Genomic DNA, 24,766 nt, shown 5'->3' with positions numbered 1-24,766 from the left:
GATTGATTCTTTTTAAAAAACCATTTTTAGTAAAGAGACTGTTTCAAACGTTGAAACAGTCTCTTTTGATTTCTCCTTGCTACTTTATTATTTTATAGATATTTTTGATAACTCAAACATAATATATCATTCACTATGAAAATACTTTATGTCATTGTATCTGTCACATGTTTTATTTTTAGCGCATGCATACCCTCTTACTCTTCTGGCGTTTCTTCGCCGGATGGAAAAATCAAATTATCGTTCAGTCTGACTAACAACAAACAAATGACCTATCAGGTTACTGTTAATGACACTCTGGAAATTATCATGGCTAAAGGAGGAGGACAGGCCATAACATTTATACCTGCTTCATAAATTCAACCTGTAAAATAAGTAGTATTTCAAATTTAGTTCATACTATGTGACAGCGTTTTATTGAAACGCAAATGATCACAGATTTTCGCAGATTAAATGGCTGCGCTATACTTGAGAGATGATATGCTTTGCGTGGATCTGCGATAATCTGCGTTTCAATAATAGTATCATATAATTTTGAACGATTACTTATAAAAAAAATTCTCTTATAAGTCTTCGAGATATATTTTATATCCTCTGTACACTCTGGTTCCTACCGGACATTCTACAGTACATTGAGATGTCACATCTTCATACAATTGCAGAACATTCGTATTATTACTACGTGTTTTCGGTTCTTCCCTTATAGATGTCGTAAATTGATATTCCTTATCATCAAATATAAAAGAGAACCCCATTTTTTCTTTGTCATTCACCATTATCAATTTCCAGCTATAGCTACCTATAACGGGAGTTTCTTTAAAATTTTCATGATAAACACGAAGTATCCCCTCATCCTTCCACGTTTCAGATTTACCGGACACCAGTTCAAAACCACCATTAATTGCAACCGGAAAAGTCTCCTTCATTCCATCGGCTATTTCAGCTTTTTTTTCATCCGTCACCTCTCCATTGACAATGATTCCTTGAGCATTCACTACCATTCTTTTTCCATACTCTCTGACTTTCACTTTTAATGCGGCAGTCTTACCATCGCCATCAGAAATGATTATCGTTGTTTCACCCAATGTTTTAGGAGTAATCTGCAATCTCTTGTACTTCTCAGAAACAGTCATTACAACAGCAACCACTGCTTCACCTGTATTATCGATTATTGAATAATCTCCATTTCCGCCATCAATACCAATATTTTCTCCCTCAGGTTTTATTGGATAAAGACTCACAGAAGAGATCAAATTAGCACATGTCCCAGTCTGGTATATAGGAGCATCACCTGTAAAAAAAACAATATCACGTTTATCATCACTACACGAAACCATACTCAAGCCCAACATAGCCAACAATAGAAAAGTATAAATGTGTCTCATCTTGATTTAAATAATTAATTTAGTTAGTCATTAACAGCTAAACGTACTTTCTGGGCACGTTGTACTAATTTTATAGTAGGATAATCTGTTCTATACCGGTCGGTAACATCTTCCACCAAATAAAATGGGTTCCGGTATTCTGTGCGGGTGACCTCTTGAAATCCGGTTTCACTATACATTATCATGTAATGAATATTTTTCCCACCAAAAGTCAAATCATAATATTCATGATCACACACAAAAGTACCTTCTTCCATCTTTGCATCCGGTGTACAGACTGTCAGTTTTCCTTTTTTCTTTTCTGAATAAGTTAAACGATAATAACCACCCTTTCTCAGAAAAACATCATCATAAAGATGCTCGACAATAAGCAAACTATCTTCCTTACTCACTCCTTCTATATGATTCAGCTCTCCACTCCATACATCCAATGTACGTACCGAAGTTCCTACAGTGACGGGAATATATATTTTATCACCTGTCTCACTGGATACAGTCACAACCGCCTTCCCTTGTTTCAAAGGATATACTGATAAATAAGAGTAAGATGCGCCTTCCGGAATTACCTTTTCTGCCTTAACAACAGCCTCATCACTGGAAACTACTGTCCAATCGCCACCGTCCTTTACTTCTAAAGCCTCAAGACTAAGAATTCCCAAATCCAGACTTGTACAAGGTTGATAACCGGAAATCACTTGTCCGCCCAATGGCCGAAGAACCTGAAACTCCTCATCATCCTGACAAGAGACCAAAAGGAGGGAACAGAGAAAGAATAATAGTTTTGTCTTCATAAACGTTATAGTTTTAGTTATTTACAAACAAAAGTAATTGTTTCGTCTGTAAATCATACAATCAAACAATTTGTTCTTTCGGGTAATTAACTAAATACAACGTTTGGGTCGCACGCGTAAAAGCAGTGTAAAGCCAACGAAAATAATCAGGTGTCAAATACTCATCCGTCATGTACCCCTGATCTAAAAACACATTCTGCCATTGCCCACCCTGCGCTTTATGACAAGTAATTGCATAAGCATACTTCACCTGCAAAGCATTATAATGTGGGTCCATCTTCATTTTCTTCATGCGGTCACGTTTGACAGGAATATCCGCATAATCTTCAAGAACACTGTAGAATAAACGATCATTCTCTGTTTTCGGCAAAGCCGGAGCATCTGAATGAAGGGTATCCAACAACAAGTTTGCTTCCAACTCAAAATCTTCATGGTCCGGAAAGGTCAGCACGACTTCTGCAAAACGAAAATCATACAATTCGCACGTACGGCGTACACGACGAACGACGGCTATCTCTCCATTCGCTATAAAATCCATTTCCTTACTTTTTTCCGTCCAATAATAATTATTCCTGGCTATCATAAGCATATCACCGGTATTCAACTCATCTTCCCGATACAATATCTGTGCCCTTATACCTTTATTATATATATTAGCCCGTTTATTGGAACGGCAAACGACAATTGTTTCATCCATACCGTCCCGTTCATAACAAGCAGTAAGCGTATCGATCAGCTCTCCTCCCGGGACCATCCTTATATCAGCAAAACCCAAAATCCTGATTTTGGGAAGAGAATTACATTCATCCTTCGCTATCAATTCACGAAGACGGGTGGCATTCCATAAAATACCGGAATCCTGTACCTGTCTCACTACTTGTGTCAAGTCTACCTCCCGTACTTCAAGGCCGTATCCTTTCAATGCATTTGTGAAAAGTGCCGGACTTTGTTCTTCTCCTACAGGAGGAAGCTGGGCCGTATCTCCCATCAATAACAAACGACAACCTGTACCGGAATAAACAAACTGTATCAGATCATCCAGCAAACGTCCTGTACCAAACATAGCTCCTGACAATCCTTCATTAGAAATCATGGAGGCTTCATCTACTATAAATAAAGTATGTGTAGCAAGATTGTCATTCACAGAGAAATTACTTATTTCATTCGAAAAAGACTGTTGCCTGTATATCTTTTTATGAATTGTAAACGCCGGATGTCCGGCATAAGCAGAAAATACTTTGGCAGCTCGGCCCGTAGGAGCTAATAGAACAGATTTCTGCTGTAACTTATCCATCGTTTTCACCAATGCTCCCACTAATGAAGTTTTACCGGTTCCTGCATACCCACGAAGTACAAACACGGCATCATTGGTCTGAGAAAGCAGAAACTCTGAAAGAGATTTTACAGCTATTTCTTGTTCAAAAGTTGGTTGATAAGGAAAATTTTCCTTAATTTGCCTTTCTAAATAGTTATTTATCATTTTTGTACGAGAAAAAAGTTCCCGGAACTATAGAATTTAGATTTATTTATTTTAATTTTGCGATGCGAATATAACAACTAAAAAACATATTTATCATGAAAACTGTATTTAATATCGTATTAGGTCTGTGTGCGCTTGCTTTGATCTATATTTGCTATTCGAGCATCATGGGGCCTATCAACTTTGAAAATGCTAAAAAGCAAAGAGATCAGGCTGTTATTGCACGCTTGATCGACATCCGTAAAGCACAGATGGAATTTCGTAATCTAAACAAAGGTCAGTATACTGCCAGCTTTGATACTTTGATTGACTTTGTAAAGAATAAGAAACTTCCTTTCCTTTATAAAGTTGGTGAGTTGACAGATAAGCAGTTAGACGATGGTATGACAGAGAAAAAAGCAATGGCTATCATCAACAAAGCTAAAAAGACAGGTAATTACAGCGAGGTTGAGAAAATGGGGCTTACAAATTTTAAGCGTGACACAATGTGGGTAGCCGTATTGGATACAATCTATCCGAGAGGTTTCAATGCTGATTCTATGAGATACATTCCTTTTGGAAATGGCGCTCAGTTTGAAATGGCTATTAAAAATGACACAGCAAAATCAGGTGCTCCGATCTTTATGTTTGAAGTAAAGGCTCCATACGATACTTATCTGAATGGTCTTGACAAACAAGAAATTGCTAACCTGAAAGACCTTCAAACTAAGTTAGGTAAATACTGTGGTTTAATGGTAGGTTCTATTGAAAGTCCTAATAACGGTGCCGGAAACTGGGAATAATAAAATAGACTATAGTAAATCGGAACAATATACATTATCCATCCGTCTGAGTACGGATGGATTTTCTTTTTCTATCTATAATCCGATTTACGAAAGTTCACTCTCTTTTTTTGAAAAAGAGATCAATCCTTCATTGTCTCTCACGGCAAATCTAAAACAAGTATTTCGCGAGACGGAGTTATTAACTCTACCCTACAAACGGATCAATATCCTGATGGCGAGCAATCGCTTCACTCCTGTTCCTTCAGAGCTCTTCGACGACGCACAAACAGAAACACTGTTTTATCACAATCATCCTAAAAAAGAAAATGAAACAGTGCTCTATAATGTTTTACCAAGAAATAATATAACAATTATTTTTGGAATGGATAAAAGTGCTTATTCTTTTCTCAAAGAGCAATATCCCGAAGCACGATTTTATTCACAAGCCAGTCCATTGAGTGAGTACTTTTCAACCAAAAGCCGGTTGGGTAATAGCAAAAAAATGTATGTATCCTTACGTAAAGATGCTATTGATTTGTTTTGCTATGAACGGGGACATCTGTTGCTGGTCAACTCCTTTGAGTGTAAACGTACTTCCGATCGCATTTATTATTTACTTTATGCCTGGAAACAACTGGATTTTAATCAAGAACGGGATGAACTTCATCTTACCGGTATCCTGGCAGATAAAGAAATACTAATAAAAGAATTACGAAAATACATTCTTCAGACATTCATAATGAGTCCTGAAACTAATATTGATATGCAAGCCCTATTAACATGCGAGTAATCAGCGGAATATATAAAAGAAGAAGATTTGACGTACCACGTACGTTCAAAGCACGTCCTACAACAGACTTTGCTAAAGAGAATTTATTCAACGTACTATCCAACTACATTGACTTTGAAGAAGGAATAACTGCTCTTGACTTGTTTGCCGGAACAGGCAGTATCAGCATAGAATTAGTATCACGGGGATGCGACCGGGTGATCAGTATAGAAAAGGATCGTGATCATCATTCCTTTATCTGCAAAATAATGCAAGAAGTACAGACAGATAAGTGTATCCCCATTCGTGGTGACGTATTTAAATTCATTAACGGAGGACGAGAACAGTTTGATTTTATCTTTGCCGATCCCCCTTATGATTTGAAAGAGCTGGAAACCATACCCGAATTGATATTCAAGAATAATCTTCTGAAAGAAGGAGGGTTATTTGTATTGGAACATGGTAAACAGAATAACTTTGAGGATAATCCGCATTTTATAGAAAGAAGAGTATACGGAAGCGTAAACTTCTCTTTTTTCAGATAAAAGCAAAATAAAGTTTTAAGGCGGTAAGGTTATACGGTAAAAAGAAGGTTTGGATAACAAATGCATAGTTGTCAAAGAAGTAATTACACGTTTTTTCAAAGAATAGATACAAGATTAGGACAGGCATGTTCAATATGATATAGCATCCTGATTTACAGCGAATACAAGTCTATACTTTAATGATCGGTAAGACTGTACACTTATCCGAGTGTTAATTGTGCACTTTTGTCACACAAGAGTGTACAATCTTGACATACTAAAGTGTACAATCTTGCAAAACAGCTCTCAAATGGTTAAAAAGGCAATTAACGATATTAACAAACGATACATTTGTCGGATGAGCCTAAAAGAAGAGACTGTGTATATTAAAGTAAGGGGGCAAGCAATCGTACTACTGACTCTAATGCTTTTTGAGGCCAGGGACGTTTCACCCAGTTTTTAAGGAATACCTGAGTACTTTCTCTTTGGTCAGTCATGAATATCTCCTTCATCTGTAAAGCAGTCTCCATATCATACATAAAAGCATTTACCTCAAAGTTATGTTCAAAACTACGAAAATCCAGATTGGTAGACCCAACCGTAGACAGCATATCATCTGACACCATCAATTTGGAATGTAAAAAGCCTTTCTTATAGAAGTAGACTTTTACTCCCGCCTGAAGCACATCTGCCAAATAAGAACGAGATCCTAAATGGGTAATCCGGTTATCGGCATGCTCAGGTAACATCAAGCGGACATCGACTCCGGCCAATGCAGCTGTTTGCATAGCTGCCAATATCTGCTCGGTAGGCAGAAAATAAGGAGTCTGCATATAGAAATACCTCTTTGCACCCGAAATAGCCATCGTCAATCCTTGCATGATCTCCTTCCAAGGACCCACAGGCTCGCTCGTCACAATCTGTACCAATGAGTCACCATATGAATCTATTTTCGGGAAATACCGGGAGGCGGTAATAAGCGTACGATCCACAAAATACCAATCGAGCAAAAAAGCACTCTGTAAGCCATGCACAGCTTTTCCCTGAAGCATTATGTGAGTATCCCGCCAGGTTCCCCAGGAAAATCCCCGCATATAACGTTCGGCCAAATTCATACCTCCAACAAAACCAACCACACCATCAATGACTACTATTTTCCGATGATTCCGATAGTTTACCCTACTCGTAAATAATGGGAACCGTACTTTTAAGAAACTACGTACTTCGATACCGGCCTCTCTCATCACTTCAAAAAAAGTATTCGGTACATGCCAGCACCCCACATCATCATATATCACCCGTACTTCCACTCCAGCACGTGCCTTTTCTATCAGTACATCTCTCACCAAGCGCCCGATTGAATCATCTTCAAAGATATAATACTCCATATGAATGTGCCGCTGAGCCTTCTGTAACTCGCGCAACAGGGCTTGGAGTTTGGAATATCCGCCGGTAAACACTTCCACCCGATTTCCTTCAAAAGGAAGAGCCTGATTGGTATGTTGAAACAGTTTAATAAGACGATCATACTCTCCTGGTAATATAGAGGGATCTTGTGCCAGATATTCTGCCATCGGCTTTTTCAGAAGTCGCCCATAACTTTTCTTCCCGATGATACGTTCCCGGCGCTGACTGCGTCCGAAGAAGAAATAAAAAACCAGACCTACGATAGGAAGGAACATCAAAACCAATATCCAGGCCATAGTCTTTACCGGGTTACGATTGTCGAGTATCACAACAATAATCGTACCGATAATGGCTCCGAAATAGACGATATCGAAAGCCACTGTTGCTATTTGGCTGAATATAAGATTCCAATCAATCATAGTAGCAAATGTAGAGAAAAGGATTGGTATATCAAAGTATATGATTCATTAGATTAAATTCAACTAAGACTTCGGGGATGGAAGTTATAATCTAACCGATAGAAGGTCGTAAAGGAACGATGTACGAGATGTGCATGTCGTACTGTATGAGATGCACATGTCGAGCAGCTCCACATGTGCATCTGGTACTGCACGAGATGTGCATGTCGTGCAATACTCCTCACTGAGGAAAGGAGGATATCTTGAAAAGAAAAACCGGTATTGTTTATGAAAGAAGGTTCATAGTCCTATTATAGAACCATGAACCTTCTTTCTAATATGATTATTGTAAGCTTAGAAACGGGGGCGTCCGCCACCATAGCCTCCGCCATGACCTCTTCCACCACCAGGTCCCATACCTGGGCCACGTCGTCCGGCAGCTTTACCACCAAGCGTATTGAACCGGTAAACAAAGTGCACCATAAAATAACTGCCCAATGTATTGTATTCCGTATCACTCATCTGTGTTTCACTGATAGAACGGCTTAAGTTGCTTTGCTGTTTCAATATATCGTATATTTTAAAACGGAGCGTCGCCGAATTGTTCTTGAGAAAATTCTTAGAGATCTGTGCATTCCAGATTAGTTCATTATTATTGAATCCTCCTGTATATCCGTCTTTAAAACGACAATTAATATCGGTTGAGATATGAATCTCCCAAGGAAGGTTTATATTGGTATCTCCTCCCACATAGTAATCAAATGTTTCACGATTACTATTCTCTTGCTTGCTGTTACGTACCAGATTGTAGTTAACCGATCCATTGAGTGACACATCAAAAAGATCGGAACGATAACTACCATTCAAACGCTGTCCGGCTCCAAAGTTATGTGTAGTACTTAACTCCTGATTGGCATCTTTACTTTTTCCCACAGTAGTATAGCTCACTGCATCACTAAAACGAGCATTCGTATTGGTAGATATAATAAACTTTTTATTCTTCAATGGAGTATTAAACGAAAAATATCCCCGGGTATTCCAGTTACCGTTCACATTTTCTTTCCTATAAGTACGAGCACCAGTCTGAGGATCATATGTCATCTTGTTAGCCACAGAATTAAGCGTATTAGAATAAGACAAGTTAAGATTGAAACTACGCATTGTTTCCGGAGTGAACTTATTATAGTACAACATAAAGTTATTGCTGAATGAAGGTTTTAAGTTCGGGTTACCATAGCGTAAATTCATCGGATCGGTGATATCAATTACTTCTTGCAAATCTTCGATATTGGGAGTATTACTCCGACCGCGATAACGGAATGTGAGCACATGCTGTTTTGTGAACATATAACGGAACATAACAGAAGGAGCCCAATTCAGCACATCTTGCTGAGGTAAATGCTTGTCTGAATTTGGGCCGATAGTTGTTTCACTCAATGAAGATTGAGGAGTAAGCCCAACACCGGCACTATACATCATTTTCGGATGAATACCACGCAGCGAGATATTGGCAGTATGTGTATCATAAAAGTTTTCTACACGGGTACTCAAATTGTTATCATATCCCCGTTCCAGATACTCCGGATAGGGATAAACATTAATACTATCATAAACTAAAGATTGGGCCAACTGTTTGCGATGAGAGAATTCATACCGAAACTGTAGGAAGTGATTCTTAAATACAGGTTCGGTATAAGAAGCAGATACACTCCAGTTACGACTGTCACTCGTACGATTCGTATATCGGGCAATATCTGAAACACTATCCAGTTCAAAGAATTCTGTACGCGATTCTGAGTAGCTGTCCGTTTCGCCATCGCTATAACCAAAGCGAGCGCCTACATACAGGTTTCTTCCTTTATTGTTTAAGCGACGAAACATCATCAAACTTCCATTCAGTGAATAGTTATCGCTATGTGAAGAGGAAGAAGCTATCTTAGCGTTCACCGGATCATGTACATTGTTCCAAGTGTCCGACCCTGAAGCACTTTCCGAATCAGTTTTAGAATAGCTCGCATTAGGACGAAAGATAATAGTGGTCAATGTATCCGGACGCCATTCCAGACGAAAGTCAGCACGTACATCATGACGTTTACGTCGGGAAGTATTTTCGCTGGCACCATATGAAGACTGCTCTCCAAGGAATGTTTCCGTAGATGTCTTCCGACGAGCATCGTTATCAGAGTAACCATACTGCACATTACCCCCTATCTGAATCTTCTTCGTATCTTTGGCAAAGTTAACTCCCAACGAACGTGCTGTAGTAATACCCGAACCGGCATTACCTCCGCCCAATCCCGAACCGGCATCACCAAATTCAGAAAATCCTTTGTTATTCGTATTATTGGCCGAACCGACGATAGAGATACTTGCATCATCTTTGAACCGGCTGACCATTGCTCCGGCTTCATAACGTTCTTCGCTACCATAACCGGCTATAAGGTTTCCAATCCAGCCTTTTTTCATTCCTTTTTTTACGGTAAGGTCAAGCACAGCTTCCTCTTCCCCATCATCAATTCCGGTAATACGTGCCATATCACTCTTCTTGTCATAAGCTTTCACCTTTTCGACCATATTAGCGGGTAAATTCTTCATAGACACACTTGGATCATCCGAGAAAAACTCTTTCCCATCCACCATGATCTTCTTAATTTCTTTACCATTAAGAGTAATCTTACCATCTTTATCCACTTCAGCTCCCGGTATCTTCTTTACCAATTCTTCCAGCATGGCTCCTTCTGCCACACGATAGGCCGAAGCATTGTATTCAGTAGTATCTGCTTTCACTACCACAGGAGGAGCTTCCGCCGTAATGACAGCTTCGCTCAACATCACTGCATCGGGATGCAACGTGATAGTACCCACATTCTTTGCAGGTGCCTTATCTGATAATTGGAGAGGAAGTTCCTGAGTAATAAATCCAATGTAAGAGATTCTCAATACATACTTTCCGGCTTTCACCTTGGGTAATGTAAAAGCGCCCTGTTTCTGTGTAGTAATGCCCGCTGCCTGAGTACTATCAGGTAAAGCAAGCAATTGAACCGTTGCCATCTCGACAGGTTCTTTCGTGTCTTCTTCGATCACACGCCCGGAGACGGTGATATTTTTGTTTTGTGCAAATGAGGAGAGGGTACATAGCAGCAACAGTACCATCCAGATAGATAATTTTTTCATTAGCCTATACGTTTGTAATAGTAACAATTGCTTTTTTGACAATTGGCAACGCAAAAGGTTTAATGAGACTACAATTATCTTTTAAATATTTTATCCACCATCGCCTTTTTCATCCCGAATTCAAGGCAAAGAACATTCATAATAAGGAAAGTCAAAAAGGAAGAAGTATCTACCGTTATTAAATCTCCGGTAGCTACCCGATAAAGCATTCCACCAAAAACAAACAATACGGTGAGGAAGATGGCATTACGTGTAGCTGAATTGCGTATTTGCTCCGTCTCACGACTCTCACTTTTGGATAAAGCAAAAATAATCATCAATGCACCCACTATCATCAGAAGTTTAGTACATTCCTTGTAAAACAGAAGATTAGTATCAGTTACTTTTCCCATCATCACGAGAATAAAAGGGATAAAAAGAGCGAAAACCAGGATTACATATCCCAGAGGACGGCAATAGACAGGTAGTAATGCTTTCATTGATTTGACGTTTTAATGAGACAAAAGTAAGCAAAAAAAGATATTTTATATACTTTTGCAGTAGAAAAAGCAAATTGAATTATGAGTAAGCAAGAAGTTATCCTATGTAAGAATCTGGAGTTGAGTCTTGGTCAGGCCATAGAGAAGTGCCCGTACGACCGCTTGTTCATCCTGACTGATGAACATACTCACCGCCTCTGTATGCCTCAGATGAAGGAAGTATCTTATCTGAAAGATGCAATCGAAATAACAATTGGAGCGGGTGATATACACAAAACGCTGGAAACCTTAGCTTCCGTATGGCAAGTACTGAGTGATAAGGGAGCTACCCGACATTCGCTGCTCATTAATTTAGGGGGAGGAATGATAACGGATCTGGGAGGTTTTGCCGCCGCCACTTTCAAGAGAGGATTTTCCTATATCAATGTTCCTACTACATTATTAGCAATGGTAGATGCATCTGTAGGAGGGAAAACCGGGATTAACTTCAACGGACTAAAAAACGAAGTTGGCGTATTTGCTCCGGCAAACAGTGTACTGATCGAAACAGAATTCCTACGGAGCCTGGACACTCAAAACTTTTTCTCCGGCTATGCGGAGATGTTGAAACACGGACTCATCAGCAATACAGCTCACTGGACGGAGTTGCTCAATTTTAATACAGAAAGTATTGATTACAGCTATCTGAAACAGCTTGTAGGACAATCCGTACAGGTAAAAGAGAATATTGTTGAACAGGATCCTTTCGAACATGGTATACGTAAAGCATTGAACCTGGGGCACACCGTGGGGCACGCATTTGAAAGTCTGGCACTCGCAGAAAACCGTCCTGTCCTTCACGGATATGCTGTTGCATGGGGAATTGTCTGCGAACTGTATCTGTCACATCTTAAAGCCGGATTTCCAAAAGAGAAGATGCGACAAACAATACAGTTTATCAAAGAGAACTATGGCATTTTTGCTTTCGACTGCAAACAGTACGAACAACTTTACGCCTTCATGCTACACGATAAAAAGAACAAAGCGGGAGTAATTAACTTTACTTTGCTGAAAGACATTGGAGATATCAGCATTAACCAAACTGCTGATAAAGATCTGATCTTTGAGATGTTCGATTTCTATCGGGAATGTATGGGAATATAAATTTATATGTATAGGTAAGTTTACAGTAGTTTACTTCTACTGCAAATTTACCTCCTGATAAGGTATAGTGAACCAGAAAGTGGCCCCCTTGCCCTCTTTTGATTCAACTCCGATTTCACCTCCCATACATTTCACAATCGTTTCACTTATTGAAAGCCCCAAACCAATACCCTGAACAAAACTATTCAGCTTCACAAAACGTCCGAATATCTTTTTTTGATACTCTTTCGGAATACCATGTCCGGTATCAGTGACATAAAAACGAAGCATGCCATTCTCTAACCGAGAAAAACCAAAATGTACACTTCCCTCAGCAGTAAACTTAATTGCATTTGAAATCAAATTATTCAGCACCTGTATCAGCCTGTTACGATCTACATTAATATAACACTCTGCATGCTGATCATCAAATTTCAATGATAAATGAGCCGCATTAGCTTTCGGGCAAAAAGCTCTTTCCAACTCCCTCATTATGTCATCCAGATAGACATTAGAAGTAACAAGTTCCAATGCCCCAGCCTCAATCTTCGACAGATCAATAATATCATTCACCAATTGAAGCAACAATTGATTATTGTATTCTATGATATGCAAATACTCCTTACGTTCTTTGTCCGTTTGAACAGTATCGAGTATGCTGGAAAATCCAATAATTGCATTCAATGGAGTACGTATTTCATGGCTTATATTAGCTATAAATGCCGACTTAAGCCGATTTGCTTCTTCAGCTTTTTCCTTTGCAACAATGAGTTCTTGCTCCATCTTTTTCCTGTCAGTAATGACCAAAACAGAGCCAATAAGAGTAAGTGGTTTCCCCTCTTTATCCACTTCATCGACTACAGCCCATGCCTCTACCCAATCATAGTCTTCCTTCGAAACTGCAAGAACACGGAACTGCTCGTTCACCTTATCTCTTTTACCTTCTTTGAGATCCTGAAACAATTTCTTCACGCGCTTTACATCCTCACTATGAATTCCTTTCACAATTTTTGAAACAGAAACAGCAAAAGCTCCTTCTTTCACTACAAATCTTTCATCATCTTCAATTAGTCTGCTCTTGTCAAACCAAACATTATCTTCTTTCAGATTCCATTTCCAGGGAGTAATATCGGCAATGCCAAGTGCCATAGATAATTTATGGTTAATTGTTCGCAAAGATTGACGGGTATGAATCAGTTCTGTAGTATCCATACAGAAAATATTAACCACTTCCGGAAACTTGGAAAGCATAACAAGTACATCATAGTTATGTCCATTCATCGCATGCATTGAAAAAGAAACAGGTTTTCGTTCCCGATAGGCCATACCCATATACTCTTTCAGTTTAGCAAATACTTCTGAACTATTCAACACACTTCCCCGTTTATTTAAAGCATCTTCTCTCTTATAAAAATGTCTCTCAAAACTGGGGTTCACGTCACTAATTACATAATCATCAACCTCCCCGTCTTCACCTTTTATCAACCTGCACTTCAGATAAAGAACGGGCATGTCATTGAATAAATCATTGTAAATGCTCATTAACTGAATCTGCTTTGATTGCATTTTACGAATATTACTCAGAAAATAGATACGTACTAATAAAATGATTATTCCAAAAAGTACACAGAGTAATATAGTGGCCAAGATATATTTATTCCTGTCAATGAAACTCACCGGCTTATAGTAGAAAAATGTATTCGGAGGGCAAAGTTCCGGATATAAATCAGCTCTAAGCAATTCTTCATAATTAAAAACCGGCCCCGCATAAACTTTCGTAACAGGTATATCAGATGCTTTCACTCCGCTTAGTATCTTATGGCTAATATCGGCTATCGTTTTACTGATATCTTTTGACAACGAAAAGTAACCACCGACCAAACCTGTTTGCCCAATCATGTCAGTCAATGTAAATACTGGCTGTGCGGAATATTGGTTTATTCTCTTATATGTACGTGGCAACAATGCTACATTAGTAGAAGATGAATCATAGCTTTCCCATGCCGCATATAATATTCCCGTATTTTTATCAGCTTGCTTGAGAGAGCCTATTACCTCTTCTATATTCTCTTGCCCTTCCGTAAAAAAGCGCAATTGTAGACCAGGGAAATACTTTACCACAGTTTCTGCTACCTCCTGCCGGTTCTGAGCACTAAACCATCTACGATCAGATATAAAAATCAGTTTGTTCATATCCGGTATCTGCTGATACATCAGATCGATTGTTTCTTTTACATAAAACGGCGCATAAACCAGAGTTATATTACGCCCCTTTATAACATTCCGCAACGGTATCTGTTCTTCACGAGTTATGGATGTTTTCTGCAAATAGGCATCAACAGGACCTATATAGCTTTTTTCTGTAAACAAAATAACCGGAATGTCCTTCCATCGCTTCTCTAACTCTTCATGAATTAATGCCCATGTATTTCCTCCCATTATAATAATAAGTCTCGGAATACTGTTTTCATATTCAGCAAACAAATCCCTTCGAATGGTATCCATCCGCTGTTCATCGTATACCCGCATCAAATTAAGGTTTTCAGACGATATAGTAGTACCTTTATATTCGACAGGTAATTTATATATAAGTTCACTAATAATATGATTACTCAAAGGCGAAAGATCCGAATTAGCATTAATAATAAGGATACATTCTTCTTTCACAAGCGAACCCACCGCAAATGAATTGAGGAGGAAAAACTGTAAGAATACAATTGTATATACAATTCTTCGCTTTAACATTAAACTATCTCTTGTTTGTTTCATTTCTGCATTCTATACTCTAAAAGTGACATTCCGGTATGTTTCCTGAAAAAGCGTCCCAGTGATGACTGATTTGCAAAATTTGTCTTTGTAGCAATTTGCTGAATATTTAAAGTTGAATTCTTAAGCAAAGCTTTAATCTCTAAAACCATATACTCAATGATCCAATCTTTAGCCGTTTTCCCACTCACCTCCTTAATAACCGCCGATAAGTATTTGGAAGTTATACACAGTTTATCTGCATAAAAAGCGACTTCCCTATTCTCCTTATAATATAACATAATCAGTTTAAAGAACTGATTGGCCAATTCTTCTTTACGGGCATCCGGCTTTGTTCCTCCCATCAATAGGGAACTATCAAGATAGGTATTATATAAATCAAGATAAAAGAATCTCAATAAATGTATCAATGCCTCTCTTCGGTAAGCAACCTGTTCTCGTTTGACCCGATCAGAAATCAAATTAAAATAACCACAAAAGCCAGCAACCTCACGCTCATTTAAAGGAAACCAAAAATGGCTTCTCATATAAACAAAAAAATGAGGAGAGAAACGGCGCATCCCACTCAAAATATCATCATAAAAAGTAGACGAAAGACTGAGAGTAAGCGTCAAAAAGTCATCACTTATATCCCTACATGAAATAAGCTGCCCCGGAAAAAAAACAGCTAATTGATTTTCAGACAATAAATGTTCATTATCATGTATATTAATACGTGCACTACCCTTCAAACAAAAAACAATCAACCCTGTCTGGATATAAGAAGGATAAGCAGTCAAAGGAAGATATTTCAAATTTCTACAAATTCTGAATTCTTCACCAAAAGCGTTGATTTCTAAAATTTCTTTTTTAATTTTATTGTTTGCCATTTGCCGATATTATGTATTAATATAATTTTCGCAAAAGTATAATATAACAAACTACTGTACAGCAAGGACAAGAATCCTGGTATTATATTGCAGAAAAAAAGTCCATGCAATTTACATTATTTCATAAACAAACAGCAACCATTTAAAGTTTTCTAAAAAATCATACTAAAGTTTTTTTTCAGCAACCACCTCTTGTTTTTAAACAATTCATTCATTTTCAACACATAACAGATTTGAAATAAAATAATTTATTCGATTCCCTTGCTATTTCAAAATAAAGCACTACTTTTGCAACCGCAATTCGGGATGTAGCTCAGCCCGGTAGAGTACGCGTCTGGGGGGCGTGTGGTCGCAAGTTCGAATCTTGTCATCCCGACTACTGGAAATCAGCCATTTACAACTAAGTAAGTGGCTGATTTATTTTTTAGTGGAACACATTTGGAACACAAACTACAAATAAAAGTAGCATGATTAGACATTAATTCAGTTTTATAAGTCTTTCAATTGTCTATCAAAAACAGAACTATCAAAATCAAAAGAATAGAAATCACCTTTCTTAGACTTAATATCCTTGATTATATGTTCTACACTTTTTGTTATATCTTTAACAGGAACATAATGCAACCATTTAATTAATTCTTCTATTCCAGGTTCTGTCAAAGAAACTTTCTTTTTCATATTATGTGAAATAAATGCAAACAAATCCTTATAATAAAATACAGTTACTTCGGTAGAACTTTTCCTAACAAAGAATGTGATACTGCCATCTACTATTGCTACAGCTTCACAGTTCTTCTGTTTAAAATCATTTATCTGAAACATCTCTAACCAATCTTTAGAAGAATGATTGACATTCCAAAACAAAGTAGGAATAATTACATGCTCTGATTCATTTAACTGGACTATGGTGACCATAGGATCAGAGGTTATGATATCTTTCTTTGTGAGTTTGGATAGAATTGCGCCATTGTCTGCACAATATTGAGACTTAAGTTCCAGAATAGTCTCTTGAGGAAGTTTATTAGCTCCCTTAGTTAGTGGTTCTATATGAGAAACATACACGGGATAATTATCCTTATTCCAAGATTGGAATACAGGAAGACTCTTTTGAGCCTTAGCAGTAAATGCTATCGCACTACATATAATACTTAAAAATATGCTCTTGAAATACATAATTATAACTTATTTGTTGTGGAATCAATTTTATGAATACCCTTCCGAATCACTCTTTGAAAGTCCTTTTTTAAGCAACGAATCAATTGAATACGCAAACGGAAACGCCTACGATAGTTTATTTCATAGAGCCATACATGCCCTTTCTCGAAACACTCCGGAACATTCCTTTCCAAATACTCAAATTCATCGTTACTTAAATATTGTCCATAACGTAAGTAAACGACCATATAAACATCAACATACCCATAAACAGGCATTTCTTCATGTAGCCATTTAACAAACTTCTCATAAAAATCCCTATCGGTTTCATTCTCTTGCACAAATTCATAAACCAATGGAATTGAATATCGTGCAAGATAGTTTATCTCATCAGGGTTGAAAATTGTTCCGCCTTTCATTCGTGGTGCAGACGGAACTTTCAAACTTTCCAAAAACTTTCTAAACGGTGTATCAATCTTGGTAACAATCATATGATTATTAATTTGGTTTACTTAAGAACAGCCAATAAAAAAGAGCAACGATTGCTACAACAACAGAATTTCCCCATTCTAATTTCTTCAAAAACACATTCCATTCTGATTTGAAAAACTTATCAGCTTGCGAAACTGCAAACTTATGGGCTAATTTTACAACAATTGGAAATACAATCAAAGGCAATAGAAACAAAAGTCCATATTTTACATCTGTCGCCCATGCACTAACATCGGCAATGATATAAACAATATAATTCAATACTAATAAGAAGTTACATATAAATTTCATAATATCAATATTAATCGGTTAATATTCAACATATTTATTTAGTTTGTTTTGGCATAATCTCGCCTGCATCAGCAACTACCCATCGCTTATTTGTAGAATCCCATTCCATAGACCTATATCCTGTTTCTTTTGTTTCTACATTTACGTATTTTACACTCAATGCATTATCCCGAAGTACAATATCTTCTATCAGACCTTTCTCGTTAGGATTAGGGTAATGTTGTATGGAATACAGTTTCCCTATAAACTTTTCTTTCAAGTATTCTATATGATTCTCTAAAATATAAGTTGTATAAGCAAACGCAGAGCCATCCTTCATTGATATTCCTGATATAAACTTGTCTTCATTCAGCCGTGTGAGAAAAAGTTCTCCGCTTTTACTTTCCATCAAAAAGATGGGAGATTCGCAATCATTACTTCCACCAAATTCTATGTCATTTTTAATCAAAATATCATTTTGTACAGATGGGGTTAAAAATGTTTTCCCTGAAACAAGTGATTCATAATAATAGGTTTCTCTTTTACCCAAACCATGTGTACTTTCACTTTTTGTAATAAGCTTTATTTGTGGGTCTTCTTCAAGAAGTTTCAAGGCTTCATCAAGAGTTAATATTTTCTTAATAAGATAAGAATCTCCTACCAAAGAAACATGTTCGTTTACTACAACATTATCAGGAGCGTATGCATTATATAAAACCATTGTATAAGGTTTCCGGTTTTTATCGTCCTTCTCATAACAGGACCAATTAGCATTATCCCCTCTCATATCATCAATAACCTTTACATTAGAAGATTGAGGTTCGACAGATTTAATGATTGGATGATACAAGTAAGTTGCTATTTGATTAATAGAAAAGTCCAGTTCTTTTTTCTTGTACTGAATGCAACCCTTTATCGGAGTAGGAAGATCGACAAGCTGACGTTTCAAAGCGTAACGGTTTCCATAAGGAGCAAAAGCCTCGTCCGAGATACAGAAAATTCGTTGATTGATAAATTTGTGGTAAGATTTATAGTCTAAAGAATCATTAAACCTCCCTCGATGTGATTCTCGTATATAAAGGTCTTGAGATACATCATAAACATCTTTTTTTTCTGGTTTTGGAGTTGAATTTTCTATTTTTAGTTGTGCAAAACAATAATTACAAGACAACGCAAATAACATACCTAAAATAATAGTTTTCATGTTTTTTTATCTTTAAATTGAACAAACACTTTTATTAGAATTACTTATACGTTTTACAAATACCTATCCGTTAGATAATTGCAATAAGATTCATTGCCATTATAAAATTCTTTTAACAGTTTCGCTATCACTTCTTGATAGGTTATATGACTAAACTTTATATTGTCCTTTTTAGCAATTTCTGCAAACTGCTCTATCTCTTTTCTATGCTTACTTCCCTCTTTCCCTATTACATCGTACCAAAGATATAAGAGATGAAAATTGCGTTTGAGTATCAAATTCCTTTTACCTTCTACAAAATGATGCTTTTGAACAAGATTTGCATTATATTCGTCACTGTTCTTTTTCAGTCCCAATATGTGTTTTATTAATTGTGCCGCATCTAAATACTGAAACTTAGTATCATCAGGAGAAATTTCTTTTGCTAATTCATACAGATTAGGCAATCCGTTCCAAAAAGAGAGATTTTCAACATACTTTTGTTTTAATCCTTTATGTTTTCTACTACTATATGGCTCTGTAAATTTAGACTCAATACCAATAGTAGACAGTGGAGTATAAATCACAACATCAATATTAGGTGAATGTGGAAATTGAGATTTATCTTCACTTATTTCAAACTGCTCTTCAAATTTAATTTCGTAATTGAGTGGAGAGGGAATTATGGGAATTTTTTCAGGAGAAACAGAACCGACATTCTTAATCAGATAGCCTACCTTAGTAGTTCTTGAAGTTAATTTGCATACATTTAGAATCGGGCAAACATCTTTTCCCTGCCAATATTGGAACAGATTAACCACAATCGCAGAAGATGAATGAAGTGCTTTCATTTTTGCCAATCGTGTTTTAGAGTCTTTTGTTTCGTTCCCGTCACCCGAATTATAAGAATCTAAATTCTCCTTAGACAACGGCTCAAACAAATTATCTGCTAAACTATACAAATAGTTTTTCTCTCCTTTGTTGGGAATTGTACCTCCTAGTAAATTGAAGTTTTTTCTTTTTGCCCAACTCTGTTGTTTCGATTTAATAAAATCTAATCCATTCATAGTAATTAGTAAAGTTGCGCCATTCGACTCCTTTAATGACAGGATTAGACAAAAAGAAAGTGTGGAGCCATTCGTTTATTGTGTAGGAGGTTCTGACAAAACCCAAAAGCAAATAAACAATACTCCACACCTGTTTAGTATATGTCTTTTGAACATACGCTACCCAAGTGATGAATGTCATTGCTTACCCCTGCTTTTTTGAAACTGTCAGATTTCCTACACAGGATAAAAGCGAAACACTTTCACTATTACATTTGCCACTATTTGTGACTTTGCAAAGATAGTAAAATACTTAAAACACTCTGATTAAGGAGTATTGTTTTCTTTGCCTTGGGTTATATTATTAATACGATAATAAAAATTAGAAAAGAGAAGAAGAAAAACACTTTTTCACTCTTCTCTTTTCTAATTTTTATTATCTAAAGTCCGTTAAATATTGATTATAAACAATTTAATTGAATTACTTTATTAATTTGCAAGTTTACCCCCTTTAGTTCATTATCATTATTTAACTATTAAAAGACATTATGGAGATTGTAACTCATCACTATTACCTATATTTTACTCCATGACATTCACATAAATAGAAAAATGTTCCAATTTTAATTCCTCCCTCATTTCTTTGATATTTCAGACATTTATTATATTGATAGTCACACTCACCTTCATCGTACCCATAATATCCTTTATACATACGACTAACCAAATGAAACCAATATCGTCCATTTTCTCCATACTCAGACGCTAATGCACATCCTACCTTAAACCAATCTTTATATCTAGAAGTAATATCAATTCCATTTTCCACAATAAACGAGACAGCTTTTTCAATGCGGTCACGGGTTTCATTCCTTTCCGTTACCGGTCTTATCATATCATTTGCCCACTTATCTATTTCCAGCATATGTGTAAATGGCATGGGATTTGGATTATAATAAGGCTCTGCGTCATAACTTCCTACTCGCAAACTAACAGGGCTCTTTACACCTTTGTCTACTTGTAAATGAAACACCTTATTAAGAAACAATTCAAGAGCCGCAAAATGCTGTTTATGAAATTCCGGGTGTGATATTCTAAAAATCAGAAATATTCCGTCTCCACCAATTGACACTCCGGCATAATATAAACTATTAAAGTATTCTCCCAATATAGCTTTACATTCCGGCAAATCAACCATTCGATTATCTTTAGAATCAATATCAATACATAATAAGTTAGTATGTTTAATAAGGGCAGACTCTCGCCTTTGATTGAATGTGCCACTTGGCGTGACACATTCAATACTTTCTTTTATCTTTTTCCTTATTTTTTCATCGGTATTAGTCCTATACAACTCGACCTTTTCTTTAAATTTACGAGTATGCAAAAAACTACTTAGCTTCACTTCCCTAATTGGTTCTTTACTATAAAAGTTTTCAAATAAAGATACTATTGGTTCTTCAAAAGGAGAAGTAAAGATTATGCAACTTTCCTCTTTCTTTTTATTTTTATTTTTTTTCTTTTCCTTATTAGAATTGTCATTCTTATTAAGGACGTTTTTCATGATATCCATATGATTAATTATTAATGGATTAAATGTGTTTTCTATTCTAAAACGGAACAAGATTTATTCTAAATAGAGCGTATTTTCATCATTATCTTCAAAGCTATCGTCTATAATTGAGGAACTTTTTTTTCTTGGTAATTGTACCTCTTCATTAAGCTTATCCTCAAAATCAGATGTCTTTTTTTGTCTCTTACTCTTAACTCTTCGATTGTAATTTCGAATAGTCGCATCAATATTAGGCTTAGCCATTTTCAAGATAATCGCTACTTGTGGTGGCAAATCTTGTATTTCTTCTTGAGTTAGAGCATATTTTGCAATCGCTTCATACGCTAACAACCTGTTTTTCTTACTTAACAGTTCTATCGCATCAAAATATGAGCGATAAAAAACAAAAGTTTCTCTCTCCATGTTTTCTTTACTAATCATTGTTTTCATGTTAATCATTTTTTCTTGGTTTAAAATTAATTTCTTTCTTCTCTCGTTTTTTAAAAGATTCTTCAAGAGTTTCAATGCAATTAGATTCTAACCATTGATTGATTTCCTCCCGTTTAAAGAAAATTCTCCGTCCGCCATGCGCTGGCTTATGAAAAGGAATTTTCCGCTCACAAGTAAGCTTATAAATAGTAGCTCGTTTATAACCTGTCAACTCTGAAACCTCTTGAATAGTCAGCATTTCAGTTTGAACGTTCTTCGATAATGTTGCTTCTTTAAGTGCACTTTCAATGATAGCCTTTATTTGACTAACTGTTAAATGCACAACCAACAAGTCATTGCAAATAAATTCGTTTTTCATAATCATTTTTTTTCGCTATAATTAGAATTCTAAAACAGCAATTTAACTCAACTATTTAACGAATCCATTCAACAAAAAGTTCAGCAAGACTATAATGCTAATATTCAGGTAATTACAAATAAATTAAAAAGAAAATCATGTACATAACAAAGCATATCCTTTTATACACCTTTTTTTAAGAGAAACATCACATATTTCAGATTGTTTCGTTGGATGTTTTTAAGAGGAATTATCAAGTAACTTATATTCATCCGTTCTTTAAGAATCGGAATAAAGCCATAAACATTTTGATTTAAAATAAGTCTTTTCTCTAAAAGCCTATTTTATATTTTAGTTTAAATTCTACTTAGGTTTAATAAACTACGAATACCCACAGAAATGCTATCTCAAAATTACACGTCATATAAAACCTTTGCAGCGTCATCTATTACAGTTGTATCAAAGCTATCTAAATAAGTATTGGTAGTTTTCATATCTGCATGTCCCAACATTTGGGAAATTTGTTCACGGGAAACATCATTGCGTTGCAACATCATCGCCATAGTATGCCGACTTACATATGTTGTCAATTTCATATCAGTTATTTGCAGTTCCTTTGCTAACTCTGCCAAATAATCATTATATTTTTTATACCTGTAACGGATGTGATTATATAGTTTTTCTCCTGTATATCCACTTATAGAAACTATTGGTACAATAAAATCATCCACTGTAGGGCTATTCTCTTTAAGGCTATCTAATAAACGCTCAATTTCTTTCGTTATTTTAATCTTAATAGGTTTCACCCCTTTTTGATGTTGTATTTTATGGCGTTTGTAGACAATATACTCTCCACCATTGAACTTTACAATATTGCTTCTTGTCAAATATGCCATATCAATAAATGATATTCCATAGCAATAATATGACAACAGAAATAGCTTGCGGGCGTACTCTCGTTGCGGCTTTTCCGATACGGTATTTTTTATTTTATTCAAATATTCTACAGGAAGATAACGCTTTTCTGTTTCTTCATCCAATTTTGCGATTTGAAAACCACCTTTACCAAAAGGATAAGTTTTTTCCGTTGCTTCCTTTTCTTGAATAGCCTTATTTAATATGCTGCGCAATGCTTTGAAATAATACTTTCTTGTATTTCCTTTGCATCCTCTTTTTTGAAGATAAATATCGAATCCATTTACAAACTTTATATCAATCTCTGAAAATACTTTCTTATCCAATTTGCTATCATAATGTTCAAGCATATTTAAAGTTGCAGCATAACAATTAGCATTGCCAACATGTCCCGTTTCACGTAAAATATTGATATGATCCTCCAAATAAGCTTTTATTTTCCCCTGCTTCGATTTATTCAAAAAAGCATCTGCAAATTGATTCAAAGTCCAATCTATGTGCTCTCTCCGAAAACTTCCTATTATTTCTTGCGCTTGCATCCTATAGCTATTCAGCAAATAATTATACTGTTTGCGTTGTTCGTTTTCTTCTTTCTGCTTTTTATCTCTCACATTCTTAAGAATACGGAAACATTCGTTTTCCTCATCCCAGTACTCATTATCCGCAAATATGTTTAAGGAAAAATACCTGCGTTGCCGTTCCTTACATATTCTCAAACGAACAGCATATAATCCTTGTGCATTAGCAACATCATTCCTTTTTATAAAACTTATCATGCTCAATATCTTTTATATCGTTATGAGGAGTATTAATACCTCTATATTCTCTAATACGATAAGAAGAAACTGAGATTCCTATTTTTCGTGCGTCATAAAACGGCAACAAACTGATAATCAAAGCTATATCCTTAAGGTTAAAAATATCTAAAGCATTTAGATAGAAAAGTTCAAGGTTTATCCTTTAATAATACCTCGACATTTAGACAAACGAATCGGTTCAGAAAACAATTTTATTCATTATCTTTGTACCCAAATTGAAATAACGTGTATATAGCTCTTTGTTTAGTGGAACACATTTGGAACACATGTAATCAAAATAAGTAAAACTCAATAAAAGATACTCTTTTGATTTACAGCTACATACACAATTAATATAAAGTAATATAACCAATAGATTATCATAAAAACACCTCTGGGGGGCGTGTGGTCGCAAGTTCGAATCTTGTCATCCCGACTGTTGAGCATTAAGGAGTTAGGTCTAAGACTTAGCTCCTTTTCATTTATAGCGATTACAGTTTGATTACATTTTCCCATATACAACCACACTCCCTTTTTGCACATAGCCTCTTTTATTCTTCTATCAGGAACAAACCCATCAAAACAAACAGAGGTTACGCCAGCGTTTTGGCACAACCCCTGTTTTATTTAGACTATTATAT

General features: G+C 36.2%; 21 protein-coding genes and 1 tRNA gene. 5 read left to right on the top strand and 17 right to left on the bottom strand.

Annotated features, from left to right (window positions below; genetic code table 11):
• Positions 1–563: 563 nt before the first annotated feature.
• The 3 genes from ACESQI_RS12135 to ACESQI_RS12125 form a co-directional block, all read right to left on the bottom strand.
• Positions 564–1,385, bottom strand: coding sequence for a hypothetical protein (locus tag ACESQI_RS12135; protein ID WP_373126169.1), 822 nt, complete (start codon positions 1,383–1,385; stop codon positions 564–566).
• A gap of 23 nt (positions 1,386–1,408) precedes the next feature.
• A complete protein-coding gene (locus ACESQI_RS12130) occupies positions 1,409–2,176 on the bottom strand; it encodes a hypothetical protein (protein WP_373126167.1) in 768 nt (255 codons plus the stop codon).
• A gap of 61 nt (positions 2,177–2,237) precedes the next feature.
• Complete coding sequence (locus ACESQI_RS12125) at positions 2,238–3,656, bottom strand: ATP-dependent RecD-like DNA helicase (protein ID WP_373126165.1); 1,419 nt, start codon at positions 3,654–3,656, stop codon at positions 2,238–2,240.
• A gap of 95 nt (positions 3,657–3,751) precedes the next feature.
• On the opposite strand from ACESQI_RS12125, the gene ACESQI_RS12120 reads away from it, so the two are divergent.
• Genes ACESQI_RS12120 through ACESQI_RS12110 form a run of 3 tightly spaced genes read left to right on the top strand, consistent with a single transcriptional unit; the run spans position 3,752 to position 5,734 of the window.
• On the top strand, positions 3,752–4,438 hold the full coding sequence (locus ACESQI_RS12120; protein ID WP_002559271.1) for a hypothetical protein: 687 nt from the start codon (positions 3,752–3,754) through the stop codon (positions 4,436–4,438).
• Complete coding sequence (locus tag ACESQI_RS12115; RefSeq protein ID WP_229127676.1) at positions 4,401–5,210, top strand: DUF3822 family protein; 810 nt, start codon at positions 4,401–4,403, stop codon at positions 5,208–5,210. Before ACESQI_RS12120 ends, ACESQI_RS12115 begins: the two co-directional genes overlap by 38 nt.
• Positions 5,201–5,734: an RsmD family RNA methyltransferase gene (locus ACESQI_RS12110; protein WP_002559269.1), complete on the top strand. Its 534-nt coding sequence runs from the start codon at positions 5,201–5,203 to the stop codon at positions 5,732–5,734. The genes ACESQI_RS12115 and ACESQI_RS12110 overlap by 10 nt, the downstream gene beginning before the upstream one ends.
• A 365-nt stretch (positions 5,735–6,099) precedes the next feature.
• Here the strand turns inward: ACESQI_RS12110 and cls are convergent, their stop codons facing one another.
• The 3 genes from cls to ACESQI_RS12095 all read right to left on the bottom strand — a co-directional run bounded on the left by cls (position 6,100) and on the right by ACESQI_RS12095 (position 11,171).
• Positions 6,100–7,539, bottom strand: a complete 1,440-nt coding sequence (gene cls / locus ACESQI_RS12105) for a cardiolipin synthase (RefSeq protein WP_025867550.1) — start codon at positions 7,537–7,539, stop codon at positions 6,100–6,102.
• 333 nt (positions 7,540–7,872) lie between these two features.
• Positions 7,873–10,692 (bottom strand): TonB-dependent receptor, encoded by a 2,820-nt coding sequence (locus ACESQI_RS12100; RefSeq protein WP_195348660.1) that lies wholly within the window; start codon positions 10,690–10,692, stop codon positions 7,873–7,875.
• 74 nt (positions 10,693–10,766) lie between these two features.
• Positions 10,767–11,171 (bottom strand): hypothetical protein, encoded by a 405-nt coding sequence (locus ACESQI_RS12095; protein WP_002559266.1) that lies wholly within the window; start codon positions 11,169–11,171, stop codon positions 10,767–10,769.
• An 81-nt stretch (positions 11,172–11,252) separates the two neighbouring features.
• On the opposite strand from ACESQI_RS12095, the gene aroB reads away from it, so the two are divergent.
• Complete coding sequence (gene aroB, locus ACESQI_RS12090; RefSeq protein ID WP_025867549.1) at positions 11,253–12,314, top strand: 3-dehydroquinate synthase; 1,062 nt, start codon at positions 11,253–11,255, stop codon at positions 12,312–12,314.
• Between the two features lie 36 nt (positions 12,315–12,350).
• On the opposite strand, the gene ACESQI_RS12085 is transcribed toward aroB, so the two are convergent.
• Both ACESQI_RS12085 and ACESQI_RS12080 read right to left on the bottom strand, forming a co-directional pair.
• Complete coding sequence (locus ACESQI_RS12085) at positions 12,351–15,038, bottom strand: ATP-binding protein (protein WP_373126161.1); 2,688 nt, start codon at positions 15,036–15,038, stop codon at positions 12,351–12,353.
• A 20-nt stretch (positions 15,039–15,058) separates the two neighbouring features.
• Positions 15,059–15,928, bottom strand: a complete 870-nt coding sequence (locus ACESQI_RS12080; RefSeq protein ID WP_007484037.1) for an AraC family transcriptional regulator — start codon at positions 15,926–15,928, stop codon at positions 15,059–15,061.
• 302 nt (positions 15,929–16,230) lie between these two features.
• On the opposite strand from ACESQI_RS12080, the gene ACESQI_RS12075 reads away from it, so the two are divergent.
• Positions 16,231–16,304 (top strand) — tRNA-Pro (locus ACESQI_RS12075).
• Between the two features lie 113 nt (positions 16,305–16,417).
• On the opposite strand, the gene ACESQI_RS12070 is transcribed toward ACESQI_RS12075, so the two are convergent.
• The 9 genes from ACESQI_RS12070 to ACESQI_RS12030 form a co-directional block, all read right to left on the bottom strand.
• The gene (locus ACESQI_RS12070) at positions 16,418–17,101 is read right to left on the bottom strand and encodes a hypothetical protein (protein ID WP_055278642.1); all 684 of its coding nucleotides are present in this window, start codon (positions 17,099–17,101) and stop codon (positions 16,418–16,420) included.
• A 2-nt stretch (positions 17,102–17,103) separates the two neighbouring features.
• Entirely contained in the window at positions 17,104–17,574 is a 471-nt protein-coding gene (locus tag ACESQI_RS12065) for a hypothetical protein (protein ID WP_055278643.1), read from the bottom strand.
• A 7-nt stretch (positions 17,575–17,581) separates the two neighbouring features.
• Positions 17,582–17,866 (bottom strand): hypothetical protein, encoded by a 285-nt coding sequence (locus ACESQI_RS12060; protein WP_055278644.1) that lies wholly within the window; start codon positions 17,864–17,866, stop codon positions 17,582–17,584.
• Positions 17,867–17,900: 34 nt separating this feature from the next.
• The gene (locus tag ACESQI_RS12055; RefSeq protein WP_055278645.1) at positions 17,901–19,049 is read right to left on the bottom strand and encodes a hypothetical protein; all 1,149 of its coding nucleotides are present in this window, start codon (positions 19,047–19,049) and stop codon (positions 17,901–17,903) included.
• Between the two features lie 53 nt (positions 19,050–19,102).
• On the bottom strand, positions 19,103–20,095 hold the full coding sequence (locus ACESQI_RS12050) for a hypothetical protein (RefSeq protein WP_055278646.1): 993 nt from the start codon (positions 20,093–20,095) through the stop codon (positions 19,103–19,105).
• Between the two features lie 550 nt (positions 20,096–20,645).
• The gene (locus tag ACESQI_RS12045; protein ID WP_055278647.1) at positions 20,646–21,647 is read right to left on the bottom strand and encodes a PriCT-2 domain-containing protein; all 1,002 of its coding nucleotides are present in this window, start codon (positions 21,645–21,647) and stop codon (positions 20,646–20,648) included.
• A 54-nt stretch (positions 21,648–21,701) separates the two neighbouring features.
• Positions 21,702–22,076: a DUF6291 domain-containing protein gene (locus tag ACESQI_RS12040; protein ID WP_143919454.1), complete on the bottom strand. Its 375-nt coding sequence runs from the start codon at positions 22,074–22,076 to the stop codon at positions 21,702–21,704.
• Between the two features lies 1 nt (position 22,077).
• A complete protein-coding gene (locus ACESQI_RS12035; RefSeq protein ID WP_070099494.1) occupies positions 22,078–22,434 on the bottom strand; it encodes an AlpA family transcriptional regulator in 357 nt (118 codons plus the stop codon).
• A gap of 392 nt (positions 22,435–22,826) precedes the next feature.
• Positions 22,827–24,104, bottom strand: coding sequence for a phage integrase SAM-like domain-containing protein (locus tag ACESQI_RS12030; RefSeq protein ID WP_373126157.1), 1,278 nt, complete (start codon positions 24,102–24,104; stop codon positions 22,827–22,829).
• Between the last annotated feature and the right edge of the window lie 662 nt (positions 24,105–24,766).

It is taken from the genome of Bacteroides sp. HPS0048, assembly GCF_964240755.1.
GTDB classification, from domain to species: domain Bacteria; phylum Bacteroidota; class Bacteroidia; order Bacteroidales; family Bacteroidaceae; genus Bacteroides; species Bacteroides nordii.
Note: the sequence above shows the minus strand (reverse complement) of the source record. Positions and strands in the feature narration are given on the sequence as shown.

Excerpts from the sequence above, each read along its gene's own strand:
- ACESQI_RS12035 (WP_070099494.1), bottom strand. The coding sequence starts at position 22,434 with ATGAAAAACGAATTTATTTGCAATGACTTGTTGGTTGTGCATTTAACA.
- ACESQI_RS12130 (WP_373126167.1), bottom strand. The coding sequence starts at position 2,176 with ATGAAGACAAAACTATTATTCTTTCTCTGTTCCCTCCTTTTGGTCTCT.
- ACESQI_RS12085 (WP_373126161.1), bottom strand. The coding sequence starts at position 15,038 with ATGTTAAAGCGAAGAATTGTATATACAATTGTATTCTTACAGTTTTTC.
- ACESQI_RS12120 (WP_002559271.1), top strand. The coding sequence starts at position 3,752 with ATGAAAACTGTATTTAATATCGTATTAGGTCTGTGTGCGCTTGCTTTG.
- ACESQI_RS12100 (WP_195348660.1), bottom strand. The coding sequence starts at position 10,692 with ATGAAAAAATTATCTATCTGGATGGTACTGTTGCTGCTATGTACCCTC.
- cls (WP_025867550.1), bottom strand. The coding sequence starts at position 7,539 with ATGATTGATTGGAATCTTATATTCAGCCAAATAGCAACAGTGGCTTTC.
- ACESQI_RS12135 (WP_373126169.1), bottom strand. The coding sequence starts at position 1,385 with ATGAGACACATTTATACTTTTCTATTGTTGGCTATGTTGGGCTTGAGT.
- ACESQI_RS12110 (WP_002559269.1), top strand. The coding sequence starts at position 5,201 with ATGCGAGTAATCAGCGGAATATATAAAAGAAGAAGATTTGACGTACCA.
- ACESQI_RS12095 (WP_002559266.1), bottom strand. The coding sequence starts at position 11,171 with ATGAAAGCATTACTACCTGTCTATTGCCGTCCTCTGGGATATGTAATC.
- ACESQI_RS12040 (WP_143919454.1), bottom strand. The coding sequence starts at position 22,076 with ATGAAAACAATGATTAGTAAAGAAAACATGGAGAGAGAAACTTTTGTT.
- ACESQI_RS12080 (WP_007484037.1), bottom strand. The coding sequence starts at position 15,928 with ATGGCAAACAATAAAATTAAAAAAGAAATTTTAGAAATCAACGCTTTT.
- ACESQI_RS12050 (WP_055278646.1), bottom strand. The coding sequence starts at position 20,095 with ATGAATGGATTAGATTTTATTAAATCGAAACAACAGAGTTGGGCAAAA.
- aroB (WP_025867549.1), top strand. The coding sequence starts at position 11,253 with ATGAGTAAGCAAGAAGTTATCCTATGTAAGAATCTGGAGTTGAGTCTT.
- ACESQI_RS12030 (WP_373126157.1), bottom strand. The coding sequence starts at position 24,104 with ATGATAAGTTTTATAAAAAGGAATGATGTTGCTAATGCACAAGGATTA.
- ACESQI_RS12070 (WP_055278642.1), bottom strand. The coding sequence starts at position 17,101 with ATGTATTTCAAGAGCATATTTTTAAGTATTATATGTAGTGCGATAGCA.
- ACESQI_RS12065 (WP_055278643.1), bottom strand. The coding sequence starts at position 17,574 with ATGATTGTTACCAAGATTGATACACCGTTTAGAAAGTTTTTGGAAAGT.
- ACESQI_RS12060 (WP_055278644.1), bottom strand. The coding sequence starts at position 17,866 with ATGAAATTTATATGTAACTTCTTATTAGTATTGAATTATATTGTTTAT.
- ACESQI_RS12125 (WP_373126165.1), bottom strand. The coding sequence starts at position 3,656 with ATGATAAATAACTATTTAGAAAGGCAAATTAAGGAAAATTTTCCTTAT.
- ACESQI_RS12045 (WP_055278647.1), bottom strand. The coding sequence starts at position 21,647 with ATGGATATCATGAAAAACGTCCTTAATAAGAATGACAATTCTAATAAG.
- ACESQI_RS12055 (WP_055278645.1), bottom strand. The coding sequence starts at position 19,049 with ATGAAAACTATTATTTTAGGTATGTTATTTGCGTTGTCTTGTAATTAT.